At 72.4% G+C, this 18,971-nt stretch carries 18 protein-coding genes; 4 read left to right on the top strand and 14 right to left on the bottom strand.

All coding sequences use genetic code 11. The features are described from left to right. Nucleotides 1–374 precede the first annotated feature (374 nt). Entirely contained in the window at nucleotides 375–1,904 is a 1,530-nt protein-coding gene (locus tag ACFWRT_RS25210) for a substrate-binding domain-containing protein (RefSeq protein ID WP_380949773.1), read from the top strand. A gap of 85 nt (nucleotides 1,905–1,989) precedes the next feature. Here the strand turns inward: ACFWRT_RS25210 and ACFWRT_RS25205 are convergent, their stop codons facing one another. Further along, nucleotides 1,990–3,273, bottom strand: a complete 1,284-nt coding sequence (locus ACFWRT_RS25205) for an adenylosuccinate synthase (protein ID WP_380949772.1) — start codon at nucleotides 3,271–3,273, stop codon at nucleotides 1,990–1,992. Nucleotides 3,274–3,459: 186 nt separating this feature from the next. Here ACFWRT_RS25205 and ACFWRT_RS25200 point away from each other — a divergent pair, with 186 nt between their 5' ends. The 3 genes from ACFWRT_RS25200 to ACFWRT_RS25190 all read left to right on the top strand — a co-directional run bounded on the left by ACFWRT_RS25200 (nucleotide 3,460) and on the right by ACFWRT_RS25190 (nucleotide 5,174). After that, nucleotides 3,460–4,341 (top strand): diacylglycerol kinase family protein, encoded by an 882-nt coding sequence (locus ACFWRT_RS25200; RefSeq protein ID WP_380949771.1) that lies wholly within the window; start codon nucleotides 3,460–3,462, stop codon nucleotides 4,339–4,341. Between the two features lie 129 nt (nucleotides 4,342–4,470). Next, nucleotides 4,471–4,743, top strand: coding sequence for a DUF1876 domain-containing protein (locus tag ACFWRT_RS25195; protein ID WP_380949784.1), 273 nt, complete (start codon nucleotides 4,471–4,473; stop codon nucleotides 4,741–4,743). A gap of 95 nt (nucleotides 4,744–4,838) precedes the next feature. Continuing rightward, the gene (locus ACFWRT_RS25190; protein WP_380949770.1) at nucleotides 4,839–5,174 is read left to right on the top strand and encodes a hypothetical protein; all 336 of its coding nucleotides are present in this window, start codon (nucleotides 4,839–4,841) and stop codon (nucleotides 5,172–5,174) included. 25 nt (nucleotides 5,175–5,199) lie between these two features. On the opposite strand, the gene ACFWRT_RS25185 is transcribed toward ACFWRT_RS25190, so the two are convergent. From ACFWRT_RS25185 to ACFWRT_RS25125, 13 genes are all read right to left on the bottom strand, one after another. Beyond that, nucleotides 5,200–6,405, bottom strand: coding sequence for a cytochrome P450 (locus tag ACFWRT_RS25185; protein WP_380949769.1), 1,206 nt, complete (start codon nucleotides 6,403–6,405; stop codon nucleotides 5,200–5,202). Nucleotides 6,406–6,470: 65 nt separating this feature from the next. Continuing rightward, entirely contained in the window at nucleotides 6,471–7,163 is a 693-nt protein-coding gene (locus ACFWRT_RS25180) for a response regulator (RefSeq protein ID WP_380949768.1), read from the bottom strand. Beyond that, complete coding sequence (locus tag ACFWRT_RS25175) at nucleotides 7,160–8,515, bottom strand: sensor histidine kinase (RefSeq protein ID WP_380949767.1); 1,356 nt, start codon at nucleotides 8,513–8,515, stop codon at nucleotides 7,160–7,162. The genes ACFWRT_RS25180 and ACFWRT_RS25175 overlap by 4 nt, the downstream gene beginning before the upstream one ends. A gap of 162 nt (nucleotides 8,516–8,677) precedes the next feature. After that, nucleotides 8,678–9,499, bottom strand: a complete 822-nt coding sequence (locus ACFWRT_RS25170) for an NmrA family NAD(P)-binding protein (RefSeq protein ID WP_380949766.1) — start codon at nucleotides 9,497–9,499, stop codon at nucleotides 8,678–8,680. 147 nt (nucleotides 9,500–9,646) lie between these two features. Beyond that, the gene (locus ACFWRT_RS25165; RefSeq protein ID WP_380949765.1) at nucleotides 9,647–10,540 is read right to left on the bottom strand and encodes an alpha/beta hydrolase family protein; all 894 of its coding nucleotides are present in this window, start codon (nucleotides 10,538–10,540) and stop codon (nucleotides 9,647–9,649) included. Nucleotides 10,541–10,695: 155 nt separating this feature from the next. Continuing rightward, the gene (gene kynU, locus ACFWRT_RS25160; protein WP_380949764.1) at nucleotides 10,696–11,919 is read right to left on the bottom strand and encodes a kynureninase; all 1,224 of its coding nucleotides are present in this window, start codon (nucleotides 11,917–11,919) and stop codon (nucleotides 10,696–10,698) included. Then, nucleotides 11,912–12,760, bottom strand: coding sequence for a tryptophan 2,3-dioxygenase family protein (locus tag ACFWRT_RS25155; RefSeq protein ID WP_380949763.1), 849 nt, complete (start codon nucleotides 12,758–12,760; stop codon nucleotides 11,912–11,914). Before ACFWRT_RS25155 ends, kynU begins: the two co-directional genes overlap by 8 nt. A 129-nt stretch (nucleotides 12,761–12,889) precedes the next feature. After that, on the bottom strand, nucleotides 12,890–13,303 hold the full coding sequence (locus tag ACFWRT_RS25150) for a DUF3151 domain-containing protein (protein WP_018514127.1): 414 nt from the start codon (nucleotides 13,301–13,303) through the stop codon (nucleotides 12,890–12,892). Nucleotides 13,304–13,434: 131 nt separating this feature from the next. Next, on the bottom strand, nucleotides 13,435–14,955 hold the full coding sequence (locus tag ACFWRT_RS25145) for an MFS transporter (protein WP_380949762.1): 1,521 nt from the start codon (nucleotides 14,953–14,955) through the stop codon (nucleotides 13,435–13,437). A 79-nt stretch (nucleotides 14,956–15,034) separates the two neighbouring features. Then, on the bottom strand, nucleotides 15,035–16,192 hold the full coding sequence (locus ACFWRT_RS25140; RefSeq protein ID WP_380949761.1) for a MalY/PatB family protein: 1,158 nt from the start codon (nucleotides 16,190–16,192) through the stop codon (nucleotides 15,035–15,037). 141 nt (nucleotides 16,193–16,333) lie between these two features. After that, nucleotides 16,334–17,365 carry a class II fructose-bisphosphate aldolase gene (gene fbaA / locus ACFWRT_RS25135; protein ID WP_018514124.1) on the bottom strand — a complete coding sequence of 344 codons (1,032 nt, stop codon included), beginning with the start codon at nucleotides 17,363–17,365 and terminating at the stop codon, nucleotides 16,334–16,336. Between the two features lie 190 nt (nucleotides 17,366–17,555). Further along, entirely contained in the window at nucleotides 17,556–18,095 is a 540-nt protein-coding gene (gene pyrE, locus ACFWRT_RS25130; protein WP_380949760.1) for an orotate phosphoribosyltransferase, read from the bottom strand. 43 nt (nucleotides 18,096–18,138) lie between these two features. After that, nucleotides 18,139–18,954, bottom strand: coding sequence for an aldose epimerase family protein (locus ACFWRT_RS25125; RefSeq protein ID WP_380949759.1), 816 nt, complete (start codon nucleotides 18,952–18,954; stop codon nucleotides 18,139–18,141). Nucleotides 18,955–18,971: the final 17 nt, after the last annotated feature.

The following is an 18,971-nucleotide window of genomic DNA, read 5'->3' as shown; positions in this document are numbered from 1 at the left end:
CAGCCGTCCGCCGCCCGTGACAACGATGCCATCAGGCCCCTCAACTGCCGTGATTCCGGAAGGAGTCGATCCGGATCAAGCCGTGAACAGGACGGAAGCGGAAGGTAAAGATTCGGGCGTGTCCACCATGCGAACAGGTCGGGGGCGGGCGGCCCGGCACCTGAGGTCCGGGGCTGAACAACGGGAGAACAACGGACGTCGCCTTCCTCCCGCCCCTCCCGCTCCTCCCCCGCCCCGCCTACGGTGACTCGCACCGACGCACGGGCACGAGGGCCGGTTGCGCGGACACGAGGGCCGGTTGCACGGGCGCGGGAACCAGACGCACGGGCGCGGGAACCGGACGCGCGAGCACGGGGGACCGGGGGGGGGCAGCCGTGGAGTGGTTCAGTGCCGAGAACGTCGTGGCGGTCCTCACCGCCGTGCTGGGCGTCCTGGCCTCGGTCGGGGTGCTCTGGTACGAGCGCCGGGTGCCCCGCCGCAAACGCATCGGCTACCGCGTCCAGATGGACACGCCCATCGGCAGCGACGTGAGCCAGGGCCGGGCCAACGTACGCCTCGGGCTCTTCAGCGAGACCCCCGACATGTCGGACGCCACGCTCGTCCTGCTGCGCATCGAGAACGACGGCTCGCAGTCCATCGTCGACAGCGACTACACCGGGCGCGAACTGCACGGCCTGACCGCCGAGTTCACCGGACGTACGGTACGCGGCATAGCCGTCACCCAGCCCCCCGGCGCCGCCCACCTGATGGAGCACTTCACCCCGGCCGCCGGGATGCGGCACAGCGGGTCGCTCATCCGGCTGCCCCGCGTCCCGCTGAACCGGGGCGAGCACTTCAAGCTGCTGGTGCTGCTGACCGGCGCCGACGTCGGCTCCCCGATCCGGATCACCGGCGGCATCCGGGACGGAGAGGTGACGGTCAACCGCGCCGCCCGCCCCGACGACAAACCGCCGCTCTTCGGCCGGGCCTCCCGGCTCATCACCGTGACGCTGACCGTCTGCGTCATGGCGCTCGCCACGATCATCCTGGTCCGGGACGACACCCCGCCCCCGCTGGACTGCGCACGCGGCGAGCTCCGGGTGACGGGATCGACCGCCTTCGCCCCCGTCGTACGGGAGCTGGCCGCGACGTACATGAAGGAGTGCGACGGCTCCCGGATCGAGGTGGACCCGCACGGCAGCAACTCCGGCATCCGCGAGCTGGCGGACCAGGGCGCGCGGTCCGCGACGTCGGGCTCACCGGGACTGGTGGCCCTCTCCGACGGCCCGAAACCGCCCGGCCACCCGGAGCTGCGCGAGACCCGCGTCGCCGTCTCGCTGTTCTCGCTGGTCGTGAACGACCGGGTGCCGGTACGCGACCTGGCCCTCGCCGACATCCGCCGCGTCTACGCGGGCGAGATCCGCAACTGGCGCGAGCTCGGCGGCCCGGACCTGGAGATCCTGCTCGTCAGCCGGGACGCCAACTCCGGTACGCGCGAGGTGTTCCAGCGCCGGGTCCTGGACCGTAACGAACCCGCCCAGTCCTCCCGCGACTGCGCCACCAAGGACGACCCGCGCGCCCCGGTGACCCGCTGCGAACTCGACGGCACCGACCAGGTCCTGGCCACCGTCGCCCGGCTGGACGGCGCGCTCGGCTACAGCGAACTGCGCTCCGGCAGCGAGCCGCGCGGCCTGCACCGCATCGCGATCGACGGCGCCGAGCCGTCCGTCGACACGATCGGCACCAGCCCCTACCCGTACCGGGAGATCGAGTACGCCTACACCTACGGCCGCCCGCCCGCCGACTCCCTGGCCTCCAGCTTCCTCGGCTATCTGAGCCGGGGGCGCGGCCAGGACGTGATCCACATCCACGGCCACCTGCCGTGCGCGACGCCGAAGGGGCTGCGGGTCTGCGGCGAGGACTGAGCGGCCGGCTGCCACCCGCTTACGCCGAAGGGCCCCGGATCGTCACCGACCCGGGGCCCCGCGCTCGTACAGGAGCCAGATGCTCCTACAGGAACGAGTTGATCTGGATCGTCTCGGTCCGGCCGGGGCCGACGCCGATCGCGGAGATCGGGGCGCCCGACATCTCCTCCAGCGCCTTCACGTACGCCTGCGCGTTCTTCGGCAGGTCGTCGAAGGTCTGGGCCTGGGTGATGTCCTCGGACCAGCCCGGCAGGTTCTCGTAGATCGGCTTCGCGTGGTGGAAGTCGGTCTGGTTGTACGGGAGTTCCTCGACGCGCTTGCCGTCGATCTCGTACGCCACGCAGACCGGGATCTGCTCCCAGCCGGTGAGGACGTCCAGCTTGGTGAGGAAGAAGTCGGTCAGGCCGTTGACCCGGGTCGCGTACCGCGCGATCGGGGCGTCGAACCAGCCGCAGCGGCGGTCACGGCCGGTGGTGACACCGCGCTCGCCGCCGATGCGCCGCAGCGCCTCGCCGTCCGCGTCGTGCAGCTCGGTCGGGAACGGACCGGCGCCGACACGCGTCGTATAGGCCTTGAGAATGCCGATGACGCGGCTGATCTTCGTCGGGCCGACACCGGCACCGGTGCAGGCGCCGCCCGCCGTCGGGTTCGACGACGTGACGAAGGGATACGTGCCGTGGTCGACGTCGAGCAGCGTGCCCTGGCCGCCCTCGAAGAGCACGACCTTGCCCTCGTCGATGGCATCGTTCAGGATCAGGGTCGTGTCGGCGACGAACGGCTTGAGCTGCTCCGCGTACTGGAGCATGTCCTCGACGACCTTGCCGGCCTCGATCGCGCGGCGGTTGAAGACCTTGGCCAGGAGCTGGTTCTTCTGCTCCAGGGCCGCCTCCACCTTCTGCTCCAGGATCGACTCGTCGTAGAGGTCCTGGACGCGGATCCCCACCCGGTTGATCTTGTCGGCGTACGTCGGACCGATGCCCCGGCCCGTCGTGCCGATCTTGCGCTTCCCGAGGAAGCGCTCGGTCACCTTGTCGAGCGTGACGTTGTACGGAGTGATCAAATGAGCGTTGCCGCTGATCAGAAGCTTGGACGTGTCGACGCCTCGCTCGTTCAGACCGCTCAGCTCGGAGAGCAGGACCGCCGGGTCGACCACGACACCGTTCCCGATGACCGGGGTACAGCCCGGCGACAGGATTCCGGAGGGGAGGAGATGCAGTGCGTACTTCTGGTCGCCTACGACGACCGTGTGACCGGCGTTGTTACCGCCTTGGTATCGCACGACATAGTCCACGGATCCACCGAGGAGATCGGTGGCCTTCCCCTTGCCCTCGTCACCCCACTGAGCACCGAGCAGCACAAGTGCGGGCACAGGCGTACACCCCTTCCGGGCGGGGCATGTCCAAGGTCAGGGGGCGTACGTAAAGGTCGTACCTGCCGCACGACGATGTACGGCAAAGCCTGAGCCGTCGAACCGGGTGCCCCGGAATAGACGAAGCCCCTGGCGCAATAGCGCAAGGGGCTCTTGCACCAAGATGCTACCCGAGGAAGGACCCAGGTGTCGGCTGCAGAGCCCCCCGGCGACGGCGGCGACCAGCTTCTGGTGGTCATCGACCCGGTCGCCCGCCGGACCGACGGCGAATCCGTCCGTATCGCGAAGGACGTGCTGAGCGCCGGCTCGCACGCCAAGATCTGCCTTCCGGACACCCCGGAGGAGTTCGCCCGGGCCCTGTCCCGGCGGGGTTCGCGCCGCCCGGTGGTGGTCGGCGACGACGCCGCGCTGCTGCGTGCCGTGGCCCAGCTCCACCGGGAGCGGGAGCTCGCCCGGGGCGTCCTCTCCCTGATCCCCGTGGGCGCCGCGCACGCCCTGGAGGTGGCCCACGCGCTCGGCGTGCCCCGGGGCGCGGTGGCGGCCGCGCGGACGGCGCTGGACGGGGCGGTGCGGCGGCTGGACCTGCTGGTGGACGACAGCGACGGCGTGGTGCTCGGCCGGCTGTGCATCCCCGCCCCCACGCCGGCGCCCGGTGCGGGGGCCCCGCACACGGGCGTCACGGCCGTCTGGGACACCTGCCGCTCCCTGATGACGTCCCTGGTCCGCCCGGCGGCCCCGGGCGCCGCCACCGCGCCCCCGGGGACGTACCGGCTGCGGGTGGAGGCGGACGGGGTGCTGCTGAGCGACCTGGACGCGCCTGTGCGGGGCGTCTCGGTGCTCTCCCACGGCGACGGGGGCCTCGCCGACGTGGTGGTCCGCACCCCGGCCGGCGAGGACGTCACGGTGGAGGCCAAGGCCGTCACCGTCTCGGGCGCGGACTTCCGCTACCGGGCCGACATACAGACCGGCGGCCCGGTCCGGACCCGGACGTGGACCGTGCGGGCGGGCGCCTGGGGCCTGATGCTGCCGCTCCCGGCGAGCGCGGGCGGGGCCGCGGGGGCACGCTAGAGGGGTACGTACGCGACACGCACGAGACACGTATGCGATACGCGCGATACGTACGCGATATGTACGCGATACGTACGCGGAGATGTACGGGAATCGGCCGCGGAGGTGACCGCCATGACCAGCACCACCATGCCCCGAGTCGCTGTCGGATGGCACGTCGAGCTCGAATTCGAGGAGGACTCGCACCGGACTCGCGCGGCGGCCCTGGTCCGCCTCTCCGACGGAACCGAGGTACGCGCCCACGGCTACGCCAGCCGCCACCCCTCGGACGAGGACCAGCAGCGGGTCGGCGAGGAGATCGCGGGGGCCAGGGCCCTGAACGAACTGGCGATGAAGCTCCTGACCAAGGCCCACGACGAGATCGACGAGGCCTCGGGCCGGACGTCGTACCCGCTGACCTGAGTAGCCCCTCCGGCGCTTGAGGAGCGGGGGTCCGGGGCAGCGCCCCCGAAACGCGGCGCGGAACCGCCCGCCCACCCCACCGCGTCCCCCCACCTATGGAGACCCGACAAGAAGCCGTCACCGGCACCATCGGCTGCGCGGCCGCCCTCCTCGGCGCCCTCGCGGGCATCGCGGCCTGGTTCCCGTACGGCAGAACCGCTCTCTTGGGCGGCTTCGAGGGCGAGACCAATCCCGCCGTCCTCTGGCTGGGCCTCCCCGTCATGGCCCTCGGCGGAGCCGCCACCGCCCTGGCGATCCTCGCCGCCGCCCGGCGCCGGTGGCGCCTCGCGGCCGGCCTGGCGGCGGCCGTCGCCGGGCTCGCCGCCTTCGGCTACGCCTTCGACGTCCTGGCCGCCCCCCAGGCACTCCAGGACTGCGGCTCCCCCTGCTGAGTCGGCCACACCTCCCCTGAGTCGGTCACACCTCCACCACCAGCTCCTTCAGCCCCCGGATCACATACCCGGGCTGCCACTCCGGCTCCGCCACCATCCGCATCGCGGGCGCCTTCCGCAGCAACTCCCCGAAGGACGCCGCCAGTTCGAGCCGCGCCAGCGGAGCGCCCAGGCAGTAGTGGATGCCCGCACCGAGCGACACGTGCTGGTTGTCCGGCCGGGTCAGGTCCAGCCGCTCCGGGTCCGTGAACCGCTCCGGGTCCCGGTTGGCCGAGCCGAACAGCAGCGCCACCTCCGCCCCGCGCCCGATCACCTGGCCGTCCACCTCGATGTCGTCCAGCACCCACCGCTCGAACAGCTGCAACGGGGTGTCGTAGCGCAGGAGTTCCTCCACAGCCGTCGGCAGCGACGCGGGCGCGGCCCGCAGGGCGGCGAGCTGCTCCGGGTGGTGGAAGAGCGTCCGCCACCCGTTGACCGTGGTGTTCACCGTCGCCTCGTGGCCCGCGTTCAGCAGGAGCACACACGTGGAGACCATCTCCTGCTCGGTCAGCCGCTCCCCGTCGTCGTGGGCGGCGATGAGCGCCGAGATCAGGTCGTCGCCGGGAGCCGTGCGCCGCTCGGCGATCAGCCCGCGCAGATAGGCGGAGAACTCCTCCGACGCCCGCACGGCCGCCTTCGCCGTCTCCTCGGACGGATTCAGCTCGTACATCCCGCAGATCGCCGCCGACCAGGGCCGCAGCGGCCCCCGGTCCTCCTCCGGCACGCCCAGCATCTCCGCGATCACGGCGACCGGCAGCGGCTCGGCGACCTCCGCCAGGAGGTCCCCGCCGCCCTGGGCCACGAACGTGTCGACCAGCCCGGCCGCCAGCCGCCGTACGGTCGGGGCGAGGTTCTCGACCGTACGCGGGGTGAACGCCTTGGAGACGAGCCGCCGGATCCGGGGGTGGTCGGGGGCCTCCAGGTCGAGCAGCCCCTGCCCGTTGAGCGTGGTGAACGGCTCGTGCGCGGCGGGCGGCGGCGTACGGCCGAACTCCTCGTGGGTGAAGCGGTGCAGATACGTACGGCCGAGGCGCCGGTCGCGCAGCAGGGCCGATACGTCGGAGTGGTGCGGGATCAGCCACTGCCCGGTCGGCTCGAACCAGTGCGCCCGGCCGGCAGCGCGCAGGGCGGCGTAAGCGGGGTAGGGATCGGCGACGAAGGCGGGCGACCAGGGATCGAAGGACACATGCATGACCCGACGCTACCCGCGCCCACCACCACCGCAAGAGGCCCTGCCAGGGTCCGGGCCCCCGGCCCCTACCCCGGCGTGACCAGCCGCGCCTCGTACGCGAACACCGCCGCCTGCGTCCGGTCGCGCAGCCCCAGCTTCACCAGGATCCGGCTCACATGCGTCTTGATCGTGGACTCCGCGACGATCAGGTGCGAGGCGATCTCCGCGTTGGAGAGCCCCTGCGCGATCAGGACGAGCACCTCCGTCTCGCGCTCCGTGAGGTCCCCGATCCGGGCGAGGGCGGGCGGCCGCGGGGCCTCCGCGAGCTTGGAGAACTCGGTGATCAGCCGCCGGGTGACGGTCGGCGCGAGCAGGGCCTCCCCCGAGGCCACCACCCGTACGCCGTCCGCGAGCTGCCGGGCCGAGGCGTCCTTCAGGAGGAAGCCCGAGGCCCCGGCCCGCAGCGCCTGGTACACGTACTCGTCGAGGTCGAACGTCGTCAGCACCAGCACCTTGGCGTCCGCGTCCTGGGCGACGATCTCGCGGGTGGCCTCGATGCCGTTCATCTCGGGCATCCGGATGTCCATCAGGACGACGTCCGGGCGCAGGGCGGCGACCTGGGCGACGGCCTGCCGTCCGTCCACCGCCTCCCCCACCACCGTGATGCCCGGCATCGCGTTGAGCAGGACGGAGAAGCCCTCGCGGACCATCATCTGGTCGTCGACGATCAGGACGCGGGTGTCGGTGCCCGCCCCCGCGGTGGTGCCGGTGCCGCTCATGCGCCACCGTCCCGTTCGATGACGACGGTCTGCGCCTCGGCGCCCCGGCCACCCCGCTCGTCCGGCTCGCTCTCGGCCGGCGGGACGGGCAGGAACACCGCGACCTCGTACCCGCCGTCCTCCGTCGCCGCCGCCGTCATCACCCCGCTGAGCATCGCGACCCGCTCCCGCATCCCGGTGATCCCGTGCCCGGCCCCCGGGGACGGCTTGACCAGGCCCCTGGGAGGCCCGTTGACGATCCGCAGGCCTATCCCACCGAGGACGTACGAGATCTCGACCCGGGCCGTGGCGCCCGGCGCGTGCCGCAGGGTGTTGCTGAGGGCCTCCTGGATGATCCGGTACGCCGACAGCTCCACGCCCTGGGGCAGCTCGCGGACGGCCCCGGTGATCACCTTCTCCGTCTCCAGACCCGTCTCGCGGACGTTGTCCAGGAGCCCGTCCAGGACGGCGAGCGTGGGCTGCGGGGCGTCCGGGGCCTCGTAATCCTCGGCCCGGACGACTCCGAGGACGCGGCGCAGCTCGGTGAGGGCGGCCACCGCGTTCTCCCGGATGGTGACGAAGGCCTGCTCCAACTCGGGCGGCGGGTTCTCCACCCGGTAGGGGGCGGCCTCCGCCTGGATCGCGACGACCGACATGTGGTGGGCGACCACGTCGTGCAGCTCCCGGGCGATGGTGGTGCGCTCCTCCAGCAGGGTGCGCCGGTCGCGCTCCACGGCGGTGACGGTGCGCTGCACGGTCACCTCGCGCTCGGCGTCGCGGACGTCCTGCTCGGCCTCGCGCCGGACCTGGAAGATGGCGACGACGAGCAGCGCGAAGGCTGAGAGGACGGCCAGGGGCGCGGTGATGGACGGGTCGCCGCCCTCCAGCACCACGCCGAGCAGCAGGGTCAGCAGCCACATCCACACCGCCGTACGGGGCCGGGTCCGGGCGGCCACGACCACCAGGACCACCACCTGCGCGATGAAGGCGCTGGGCCCCCAGAGCCCCTCACTGCCCAGGAGCGCGCAGAAGAGGGTCGCGGCCCAGGACGCCCAGAACGCGGCGACCGGCCTGACCAGCGTCATCGCGACCGCGATCGCCGGCACCAGCCCCATGAAGATGCGGAAGTGCCAGTTGGCGAACCCGGCCATCATCACGATGAAGGCGGCGAACAGCACCAGGGCGTGCGGGGTCCAGACGACGGCCCGCTTCAGCCCGTCGGGCAGCCGGCGTATGAACCGCCCCTCCGGCGAGAGGGGCGGCAGCGGGCGGTAGGCGAACACATCGCGGAAGAGGTCTTCCCGCAGGCCGTCCATCGCGCCGGCGGCCGCCCGGATCTCCGGGCTACTGGTCTTCGTCTGGGTCTCGGTCACGTTTCCACGGTAGGCGGCGGCGGAGTACGGGTCGTCCCTATCGATGCTGATTCCGGGGCATCCCTCTCAAGGACTACGCGCCCTACTCGCGCCCCGGGGCGGCGCCCCCCGACGCCGCCCCGAGACCGCCCTGAGACCGCCCTGGCCCCTCCCCCGCGGCCCCTACGGACGGAAGAATTCCGCGTTCTCCCCGGCCCACTGCGCGAACGTCCGCGCCGGCCGCCCGGTGACCTTCTCGACGGTGTCGATCACCGTCTTCCCCTCCGGCGGGGTGTCCCGGTAGACCTGGATCAGGAACGCGATGACGTCCTCGGGCATCCCCTTGGCCCGCCACCCGGTGAGCGCCTCCTCCTCGGTGAGCTCCACCAGCCCGATCTCCTGCCCCCGCGCCGCCGCGATGGCCGCCACCTTGTCGCGGACGGTCAGCGCCTGCGGCCCGGTGACCAGGTACACCTGGCCGCCGTGGCCGTCCTCGGTGAGGGCCGTCGCCGCGACCGAACCGATGTCGGACTCGTGGACCATCGCGCTCAGCCGGTCGACGAAGGGCTCACGGACCACACCCTCGGCCTTGATGTCCGGCGCCCACTCCAGGGCGTTCGCCATGAACTCGACCGGCATGACGACCGTCCACGCCAGCCCGCTCCCCCGTACCGCGGTCTCCATCGGGGTGTCCCCGCCGCCGTTGAGCACGGTCACCCGGCGCACCCCCGCCGCGCGGGCCCGCTCCATGAGCTCCTCGCCGCTCGTCAGCGGGGCGAACAAGCCGCCGTCGAAGGTGATCAGGTGCAGCCCGGTCACGCCCTCAAGCGCGCTCTCCAGCGACGCCGGGTCGGCGAGGTCACCGCGGACCACGTCGACGCCCGCGGGGAACTCCGCCCGCGCCGGGTCGCGGGTCACGGCCCGGACGTGCTCGCCGCGCTCCATCAGGTGCTCGACCACTCGTCGGCCGACCGTTCCCGTGGCTCCGGTCACCAGGATCGTCATTGCGGGTCTCCTTCGTCAGGTCCGACTTCGTCAGGTCCGACTTCGTCAGTTCCGGCCGTTCGGTCCGGCACCAACCAACCTAGGGACCCTTGCGGTCAGCTTCTGTCCGCGACGGAAGGGCGCAACGGGAACGGCGCATCGAAGACCTCACCACGCCAACTGCGTGATCTCCTCCGCCACGATCGCGCAGGCGTCGGCGGCCGGGTCGATCAGCGGGAAGTGCCCGACATCGCCGAGCAGGGTGAGCCCGACCATCTCTCCGGACTTCGCCGCCGCGTCGACGTACGCCTCCGAGACGGCCGGCGGGACGACGATGTCCTCCTCACCGTGCACGATCGCGGTGGCGATCCCGGTGGGCAGCAGGGCGGCGGGGTCGGCCTGGGCCGTACGGTCCTCCGACTCCCCGCCCTCCCCCAGGAGTTGGGTGACCGCACCGCCGCACACCCCCAGCTCGACCGACGTGGCGAAGTCCGCGATCGGGGCCAGCGCGACGACCCCGCGCAGCGGCGGCGGGGCCGGCAGGTGCCACGGCGACCCCTCGGGCAGCACATGGCGCGCCGCCGCCCAGAGCGCGAGGTGGCCGCCCGCGGAGTGCCCGGTGACCACGATCCGGCGCACGTCGGCCTCCGGCAACTCCCGGGCGGCCAGCGCCGGTACGGCGTCGAGCGCGGCGGCGACGTCGTCGAAGGTCTCCGGCCAGCGCCCGGCCGCGGGGTCACCACCGGGCACCGGCTCGCCCTCGCCGCCGCGCCGGTACTCCACGCTCGCCACGGCGAACCCCCGCCGGGCCAGGAAGTCCGCGAGCGGGGAGACGTGCGCCCGGTCGTAGGGGGCCCGCCAGGCGCCGCCGTGCAGCAGGACGACGAGGGGAGCGGCGGTGCGGCCGTCGCGCGGCGCGTAGAAGTCGATGACCTGGTCGGGATGGTCGCCGTAGGCGGCGGTCCGGTCGGGGGCGACCACCGGATGCGCGAGCGCCGACTCGGTCTCGGCGTCGTCCCGATCACGCGCGGCAGAGTCCGGAAAGCCCGGGGAATCCGACATGCTGCTCAACCGTCCTATGCCTGTGTCCTGTGCCTGTGTCAGGTGCCTGTGCCTGTGTCAGGTGCCTGTGTCAGGTGCCCAACTGGGTTGACCTGCGGGGACGGTACCAGTGATCGGCACCGCCCCCGCCCGGTCGCACACGCATGGACGGGCCGTCAGACGGCGGGCACCTCGTCGAGCACCTCGGCCAGGACCCGCGCCGCCCGTTCCGCGTCGGCGAACCCCACGTACAGCGGGGTGAATCCGAACCGCAGCACATCGGGCCGCCGCAGGTCGCCCACGACGCCCCGCTCGATGAGCCGACGCATCACGGGTTCGGCCTCGGCGCAGCGCAGGGCGACCTGGCTGCCGCGTTCGGCGTGCGCGGCCGGGGTGACGGAGACGACCCGGCCCTCCGGTACGTACGCCTCGACGCACTCCAGGAAGAAGTCCGTCAGCGCCAGCGACTTGGCCCGCACCGTGTCCACCGACACGCCGTCCCACACGTCCAGCGCCGCCTCCAGCGTGAGCATGGAGACGATGTCGGGCGTGCCGACCCGGCCCCGTACGGAACCGTCCGCCGGGGCGTAGTCGGGGGTCATACCGAACGGGTCGGCGTGCGAGTTCCACCCCGGCAGCGGCGAGTCGAAGGCGGCCTGGTGGCGCTCGGCGACGTACAGGTACGCGGGCGAACCGGGGCCGCCGTTCAGGTACTTGTACGTGCAGCCGATCGCCAGGTCCACCCCGTGCTCGTCCAGACCGACCGGCAGGGCGCCCGCGCTGTGGCAGAGGTCCCAGACGGCGATCGCGCCGGCCGCGTGGACGGCGGCGGTCAGAGCGGGCAGGTCGTGCAGCCTCCCCGTACGGAAGTCCACCTGGTTGAGGAGGACGGCGGCCGTACGCTCCCCGAGCGCGGACGGTACGTCGTCGGGCGCGACCGGCACGACGCGGTGGCCGGTCAGCCGGGCGGCGGAGGCGGCGATGTACCCGTCCGTGGGAAACGTCGTGGCGTCAACCAGGATCTCGTCGCGTCCCTCGCCCGCGAGAGCGGCGAGACGGGTGGCCGCGACGACGGCCTTGAAGACGTTCACGCTGGTCGAGTCACCGACGACGATCTGCCCGGCGGCGGCCCCGACGAGCGGGGCGATCCGGTCGCCGATCCGCTCGGGCGCGGTCCACCAGCCGCTCTCGCCCCAGGACCGGATACGCAGCTCGCCCCACTGGCGGGTGAGGACGTCCTGCACACGGGCGGGGACGTGGACGGGGAGCGCGCCGAGCGAGTTGCCGTCAAGGTAGACGCCGTCGTCGAGCGCGAAGAGCTTGCGGCGGTCGGCCAGCGGATCGGCGGCGTCGAGGGCGGCAGCGCGCTCACGCAACTCCGTACTCGTGGTCTCAGACATGGCTGCGCGCCGTCCACAGCTCCGGGAACACGTTCTTCGTGGCGCGCTTCTCCAGCCAGGCCACCCCGGCGGAACCGCCGGTGCCGGTCTTGGAGCCCATCGCGCGGCGGGTGGCGACGAGGTGGTCGTTACGCCATCGCCAGACGAGCTCGCCGACGTCCGTGAGCAGCTCACCGAGGCGGACCAGCTCGTCGTTCTGGTCGGCGGCCGAGTAGATCTCCGCCCACACCGCCTCGACCTCGGGCGACGGCTCGTACCGCTGGGTCAGGTCCCGGGTGGTGACGGACTCGGGGACGGCGTACCCGCGGCGGGCCAGCAGCGCGAGCGTCTCGTCGTACAGGCTCGGCTCCCCGAGCGCCTTCTCCAGCTCGGCGTACACCCGGGGCGCGCCCCGGTGCGGCACCAGCATGGAGGCGGACTTGTCGCCGAGCAGGAACTCCATCCGCCGGTACATCGCCGACTGGAATCCGGAGCCCTCCCCGAGCGAGCCCCGGTAGGAGTTGAACTGGGCGGGGGTGAGTCCGGCCAGCGGCCGCCAGGACTCGTTGAGCGCCTCCAGCTCGCGCAGCGAACGCTTCAGGGCGTCGCGGGCGACCGGTATGCGGTCCTCGCGCAGGGCGCGGGTGGCGGTCTCCCACTCATGGACGATGACCGTGAACCACAGCTCCATGACCTGGGTGGTGACCAGGAAGACCATCTCGCCGGGGTCGTCCGAGCGGAGGTGCTGGAGGTGGGTCAGGACATCCGCCTGGACATAGTCCTCGTACGGAGTCGTTCCCGCGAAGTCGAGGTGCGGGGTGTCCGCACCGGTGGCTTCGGGGTCGGGGTGATTCGTCGACATCGCTGTCTCCTCGACACGAGCTTCCGGGTAGCGGTCCGCCCCTTCCGTGAGGTGATGGAGCTCCGGTCCCCTGCTCGCATACTAAGCGCCTCCCCGCCCGTCTCGCTTGGGCGGGGAGCGCCGGGAAGGTCAGCTCAGGATGTCGGCGGCGGTCGGCGAGGAGTCGCGCAGGAAGGTCGAGCAGCGCTCGTGCTCCTCGGTCTCCCCGATGGCCCCGGCGGCCCGCGCCAGGGCGTGCAGGGCGCGCAGGAAGCCACGGTTCGGCTCGTGCTCGAACGGTACGGGGCCGTGGCCCTTCCAGCCGGCCCGGCGCAGGGAGTCGAGGCCGCGGTGGTAGCCGGTACGGGCGTACGCGTACGACTCGATGACCCGGCCGCCCTCGTACGCCTCGTCGGCGAGCTGCGCCCAGGCGAGCGAGGAGGTGGGGTACTTCGCGGCGACCTCGGCGGGCGGGGTACCGGCGGCGAGCAGCTCGCGCGGCTCGGGGTCGTCGGGCAGATGGGTCGGGGCGGGGCCCCCGAGAAGGTTCTCGTGGATGGACATGGATCAAGTGTGCCTGGACCGGGACGCGGGTGACACCTCACCGGCCGCCTCACTGCCCGGTTTCCCGCGCCCGTTCCGGTGACGGGAAGACGGCTCACGGCGCGCGCTCCGGACACCTGGGGGGGGCGGGCTCACCGCCCGGCCTCCCGCGCCCGCTCCGGCTCCAGCGGCGGGGCCACGATCCCGCAGTGGACGGTGCACTCGGGGCGCTCCTCCGCCCGTTTCCGCTCGGGGGTGACCGCCGGGGTGCGCACGGTCCAGCAGGCGATGACCGCGCCCAGTACCAGCAGCCCCGCGCACATCGGCATCGCCCGCCGGAAGGTCGCCGCGAACTCGCCCGCGTCCCGGTACGCGTCCGGACCCATCCCGGCGAGCAGCGGGAGCGCGGCCACCGCGATCAGGCCGGCGGCCCGGGCGGCCGCGTTGTTGATCCCGCTGGCCAGACCGGCGCGCCCGGTGTCCACGGCGGCCAGGACCGTCGCGGTGAGCGGCGCCACGACCACGACGAGCCCGGCGCCCAGCACCGTGACGGCGGGCAGCACCTCACCCACGTACCCGCCGAAGGACGCGCTGCCCGGCCCCACCCGCAGCATCAGGAGCATCCCGGCGGCGGCCAGCAGCGGCCCCACCGTCAGCGGGATGCGCGGCCCGATCCGCCGCCCCAGCTCCCCCGACCAGGCGGAGAACAGCAGCATGAGCACCGTGGTGGGCAGCAGCGCGGTACCGGCCCCCAGCGCCGAGTACCCGGCGACCACCTGGAGCTGGATCGCGGAGAGGAAGAAGAAGCCGCCGAGCGCCGCGTACACGCAGAACGTCACCAGGTTGACCGAGGTGAACAGCCGGGAGCGGAAGATCGACGGCGGCAGCATCGGATCCGCCCGCCGCTGCTCCACCAGCACGAACGCCACCCCGAGCAGCACCCCGCCGAGCGCCGCCCCGATCACGAGCGGCGAGGCACCCTGCTCCGGCGCCTCGATCAGCGCGTACGTCACCCCGGCCAGCGCCAGCGCCCCGAGCGCGGCCCCCAGCACGTCGAACCGGCCGTGCGCCGCCGGATCCCGCGACTCCGGTACGTGGCGGAGGGCGATGGGCACGCAGATCGCGGCGAGCGGCAGGTTGAGCAGGAACACCCACCGCCAGCCGGGCCCGTCCACGAGCCACCCGCCCACGAACGGCCCCACGGCCGCCCCGACCCCGCCGAACCCGGACCAGAGCCCCACGGCCCGCGCCCGGTCGTCGGGATGGAAGCTGGCCTGGATGAGCGCGAGGGACCCCGGCGTGAGCAGCGCGCCGCCCACCCCTTGCAGGGCCCGCGCGGCGATGAGGACGCCCGCGTTCGGCGCGATCCCGCAGAGCAGCGAGGCCAGCGCGAACCACACGATCCCCACGACGAAGACCCGCCGCCGCCCGTACCGGTCCCCGAGCGCCCCGCCGAGCAGGATCAGCCCGGCGAGCGTGAGCATGTACGCGTTGACGGTCCACTGGAGCGCGGCCAGATCGGTGTCGAGGTCGGCGCCGATGCGGGGCAGGGCGACGTTGATGACGGTGGAGTCGAGCATCGCCATGCCGGACCCGAGCACGGTGGTCAGCACGACCCAGCGCCCGACGGGGGAGGCGACCCGGATCTCCCCGGGAGCGGAGGCAGCGGCCATGGGGCCAGCTTGCCCCAATCAAGCCCCTCCGGCGATTGAGGAGCGGGGGCCCGGGGGCAGCGCCCCCGAAACCACGCGGCTACCGCACGGCCCGCACCGCCCGCACCAGCGCCTCCACCCCCCGCTCCACCTTCCCCCGGGGGCACCCCACGTTCAGCCGCACGAACCCCGGCGCCCCGTAGACCGCCCCGCCCATGATCGCGACCTTCTCCCGCTCCACCAGCACCCGCTGCAACTCCGCGTCGTCCACGACCCCCGCCGCCCGCAGGTCGATCCACGCCAGGTACCCGGCCTGCGGCGGCTCCCACCCCAGCTCGGGCAGGTCGGCGGAGAGCCTCTCCGCGACGTACGCCAGGTTCCCCGCCACGTACGCCCGCACCGCGTCCAGCCACGGCTCGCCCTCCCGGTACGCCGCGATGTGCGCGGTCAGCGACAGCACGGCAGGCGACGCCAGCCCCTCCGCCGTCTCCATCCGCCGCAGATACTCCGTCCGGTCCGCCGGATCGCCGATGAGCCCGTACGAACCGGTCAGCGCCGGAAAGTTGAAGGCCTTGGACCCGGAGGTGATGAGCGCCCAGCGGCCCTCACCGGCCACCCGCGTCCACGGCACATGGACGCCTCCCTCGTGCACGAAGTCCGCATGGATCTCGTCGCTGATCACGGCCACCCCGTGCCGCTCCGCCAGCTCCGCCATCCGGGTCAGCTCGGCGCCCGTCCAGACCCGTCCGGTCGGGTTGTGCGGCGAGCAGAGCACCAGGACCTTCGCGTCCGGCCGCGCCAGCTCCCGTACCAGCGCCTCCTCGTCCCCCACCGGCACCCCGCGCAGCTCACGCCCGAGCCCGGTGATCGCCTTGCGGAAGCCGTCGTACGTGGGGGTGTGGACGACGACCCCGTCCCCCTCGCCCGTCCACATCTGGAGGAGCTGGGAGAGCTGGCTGAGCACGGACGGGCCGTACACGAGCTGCCGGGTGTCGATCTCGGTGCCGTACCGGGTGGCGTACCAGTGCGCGATGGCCGAGCGGAAGTCGTCCTGCTGCCAGGTGGTGTAGCCGAAGACGCCGTGGTCCAGCCGGGCCCGCAGTGCGGCGAGCACCTCGGGGGCGGTGGCGAAGTCCATGTCGGAGATGGTGAACGGGAGCAGCCCGTCGACCCCGAACCGGTCCGCGACCCCGTCCCACTGGACGCACCAGGTGCCCCGGCGGTCGACGGCGGTGTCGAAGTCGTACAGCTCGGCCATGACGGGCCCTCCCTCTCGCAGCGGCACGGCAACGGGCCCGGCCCTCCGGAAGGAGGACCGGGCCCGACGCCGCACATCGGTACATCCGCACATCGGTACACCCGTACCTCGGTACACCCGTACGTCGGTACTGACGTGTGGTTACTTCAGCTTCGTGCCGGTCGAGCGCAGGTTCGCGCACGCCTCGGTGACGCGCACGGCCATGCCAGCCTCGGCGGCCTTGCCCCAGGTGCGGGGGTCGTAGGTCTTCTTGTTGCCGACCTCGCCGTCGACCTTCAGGACACCGTCGTAGTTGCGGAACATGTGGTCCGCGACCGGGCGGGTGAAGGCGTACTGGGTGTCGGTGTCGAGGTTCATCTTCACGACGCCGTTCTCCAGCGCGGTGGCGATCTCCTCAGCGGTGGAGCCCGAGCCGCCGTGGAAGACGAAGTCGAACGGCTGGCTGCCGGCCGGCTTGCCGTACTTCTCGGAGACGCCCGACTGGAGGTCCTTCAGCAGCTCCGGGCGGAGCACGACGTTGCCCGGCTTGTAGACGCCGTGGACGTTGCCGAAGGAGGCGGCCAGCAGGTAGCGGCCCTTCTCGCCCAGGCCGAGCGCCTCGGCGGTACGCAGCGCGTCGTCGACGGTCGTGTACAGCTCGTCGTTGATCTCGTGCGTGACGCCGTCCTCCTCACCGCCGGTCGGGGTGATCTCGACCTCAAGGATGATCTTGGCGGCGGCGGCCTGGGCCAGCAGCTCCTGGCCGATGGCCAGGTTGTCGGCGAGGGTCTCGGCCGAGCCATCCCACATGTGGGACTGGAACAGCGGGTTCAGACCCTTGGCGACGCGCTCGGCGGAGACGGCGAGCAGCGGACGTACGTACCCGTCCAGCTTGTCCTTGGGGCAGTGGTCGGTGTGCAGCGCGACGGTGACGTCGTACTTGGCGGCGACGATGTGCGCGAACTCGGCCAGGGCGACCGCGCCCGTGACCATGTCCTTGTTGTACTGGCCGCCCAGGAACTCCGCACCGCCCGTGGAGATCTGGACGATGCCGTCGCTCTCGGCCTCCGCGAAGCCGCGCAGAGCCGCGTGCAGGGTCTGCGTCGAGGTGACATTGATGGCCGGGTAGGCGAACTTGCCCGCCTTTGCCCGGTCGAGCATCTCGGCGTACGCCTCGGGGGTTGCGATGGGCATCTGACCGCTCCTTGGGATGTGCGGGTGTGCAGGCTATGAGTCCCTGACCTGGGGGCGACGTCATCGTCGCCCCCATCTTCCCAGACTCCTCGTCCGGCTCCACCCGGCGGACCCTGTTTCACGTGAAACGGTCCGTGAGGTCCGAAATGGCTCAGGCGGAGGGATCAGGCGGAGGGATCAGGCGGAAGGATCAGGCGAGGCCGAGGTCGGCCACCGAGTAGACCTGTACGTACGGGAGACCGGCCTCGGCGATGGCCGGAGCGGCGCCGCGCTCGACGATCACGGCGACGGCGACGACCTCGCCGCCCGCCTCCCGTACGGCCTCGACGGCGGTCAGCGGCGAACCGCCGGTGGTGGAGGTGTCCTCGACGACCAGGCAGCGGCGGCCCTTCACGTCGGTGCCCTCGATCCGGCGCTGCATCCCGTGCGCCTTCTGCGCCTTGCGGACGACGAACGCGTCCAGGCTCTCCCCGCGTGCGGCGGAGGCGTGGAGCATCGAGGTGGCGACCGGGTCGGCGCCCAGCGTCAGCCCGCCGACGCAGTCGTAGTCCAGCTCGACGGTGGCGTCGAGCATGGCCTGGCCGACCAGCGGCGCGGCCTTGCCGTCCAGCGTGATCCGGCGCAGGTCGATGTACCAGTCGGCTTCCAGGCCCGAGGAGAGGGTCACCTTGCCGTGCACCACGGCCTTGTCCTTGATCTGCTGGAGCAGGTCAGCGCGTACGTCAGTCATGGACACGAGGGTAAGCGGTGATCCCTTGCCCCGGCCTCCCGCCTCAGAGCCGCGTCCAGCTCCAGGTCGTCGTGATCTCCAGCGGGTCGATCGGGGTGACCAGGCGAGGCGCGGTGTTCAGGCCGTTCGGCGGGCCGGACTGCGGCTCGACGCAGACCGCCTCGTCCTGCTCGTCGTAGATCACCACCCACTCGCTGCGGCTCTTCACCGTCAGCTCCAGCCGCTCCGGCCAGGTGAGCTTCACGTCCACGCCGTCGGGCATCCCGAAGCAGTCGTCCCACGGACCCGGTACGGGGTCGATGCGGCGGCCGGTCGGCAGGTGGTCGTCCCCCCGCTCCTCCTGCCAGGCGGCGTCGAAGGACAGCTCGGCGGGCCGACCGTCCCCGAGGGTGCGGTGGAACCAGGGGTGCCAGCCCGCCTGGGCCGGGAAGGAGGTGCCGTACGTCTCCACCGCGAGGCCGAGCGTCAGCCCGTCCTCGGTCAGCTCGAAGGTCTGGGTCACCCGGCCCTCGTACGGCCAGGGCTCGGCGAGGTCGTAGTAGAAGGCGGCCTGAGCCTTGTCCACGTGGGCGGTGTGCCAGGCGGTGTCCCGGCCGGTGCCGTGGATGGCGTGCGGCGGGGAGTTCAGGGGGAGTTGGTGGGCGGCGTCGCCGTTGCGGAACTGCCCGTACCCGGTCCGGCCGCACCAGGGCACCATCGGGAAGCAGCCGTACCGCTCGCCCTGGCGCAGCAGTTCGGTGGATCCGATCCGGAGGCTGCTGATCCGGCAGCCGTGGGCGGGGTCGACGGTCAACTCGGCGTCGCCGGCACTCAGCCTGACGCTCTCTTCGCTACGGGTGCTCTCTTCGCTGCTGCTCACCCGACGACCCTACTGGC

Origin of the sequence: Streptomyces cyaneofuscatus (genome assembly GCF_042718795.1) — a bacterium.
GTDB classification, from domain to species: domain Bacteria; phylum Actinomycetota; class Actinomycetes; order Streptomycetales; family Streptomycetaceae; genus Streptomyces; species Streptomyces cyaneofuscatus_A.
Note: the sequence above shows the minus strand (reverse complement) of the source record. Positions and strands in the feature narration are given on the sequence as shown.

Excerpts from the sequence above, each read along its gene's own strand:
- ACFWRT_RS25195 (WP_380949784.1), top strand. The coding sequence starts at position 4,471 with ATGCCCCGAGTCGCTGTCGGATGGCACGTCGAGCTCGAATTCGAGGAG.
- ACFWRT_RS25190 (WP_380949770.1), top strand. The coding sequence starts at position 4,839 with ATGGAGACCCGACAAGAAGCCGTCACCGGCACCATCGGCTGCGCGGCC.
- ACFWRT_RS25185 (WP_380949769.1), bottom strand. The coding sequence starts at position 6,405 with ATGCATGTGTCCTTCGATCCCTGGTCGCCCGCCTTCGTCGCCGATCCC.
- ACFWRT_RS25180 (WP_380949768.1), bottom strand. The coding sequence starts at position 7,163 with ATGAGCGGCACCGGCACCACCGCGGGGGCGGGCACCGACACCCGCGTC.
- ACFWRT_RS25170 (WP_380949766.1), bottom strand. The coding sequence starts at position 9,499 with ATGACGATCCTGGTGACCGGAGCCACGGGAACGGTCGGCCGACGAGTG.
- ACFWRT_RS25165 (WP_380949765.1), bottom strand. The coding sequence starts at position 10,540 with ATGTCGGATTCCCCGGGCTTTCCGGACTCTGCCGCGCGTGATCGGGAC.
- kynU (WP_380949764.1), bottom strand. The coding sequence starts at position 11,919 with ATGTCTGAGACCACGAGTACGGAGTTGCGTGAGCGCGCTGCCGCCCTC.
- ACFWRT_RS25155 (WP_380949763.1), bottom strand. The coding sequence starts at position 12,760 with ATGTCGACGAATCACCCCGACCCCGAAGCCACCGGTGCGGACACCCCG.
- ACFWRT_RS25150 (WP_018514127.1), bottom strand. The coding sequence starts at position 13,303 with ATGTCCATCCACGAGAACCTTCTCGGGGGCCCCGCCCCGACCCATCTG.
- ACFWRT_RS25145 (WP_380949762.1), bottom strand. The coding sequence starts at position 14,955 with ATGGCCGCTGCCTCCGCTCCCGGGGAGATCCGGGTCGCCTCCCCCGTC.
- ACFWRT_RS25140 (WP_380949761.1), bottom strand. The coding sequence starts at position 16,192 with ATGGCCGAGCTGTACGACTTCGACACCGCCGTCGACCGCCGGGGCACC.
- fbaA (WP_018514124.1), bottom strand. The coding sequence starts at position 17,365 with ATGCCCATCGCAACCCCCGAGGCGTACGCCGAGATGCTCGACCGGGCA.
- pyrE (WP_380949760.1), bottom strand. The coding sequence starts at position 18,095 with ATGACTGACGTACGCGCTGACCTGCTCCAGCAGATCAAGGACAAGGCC.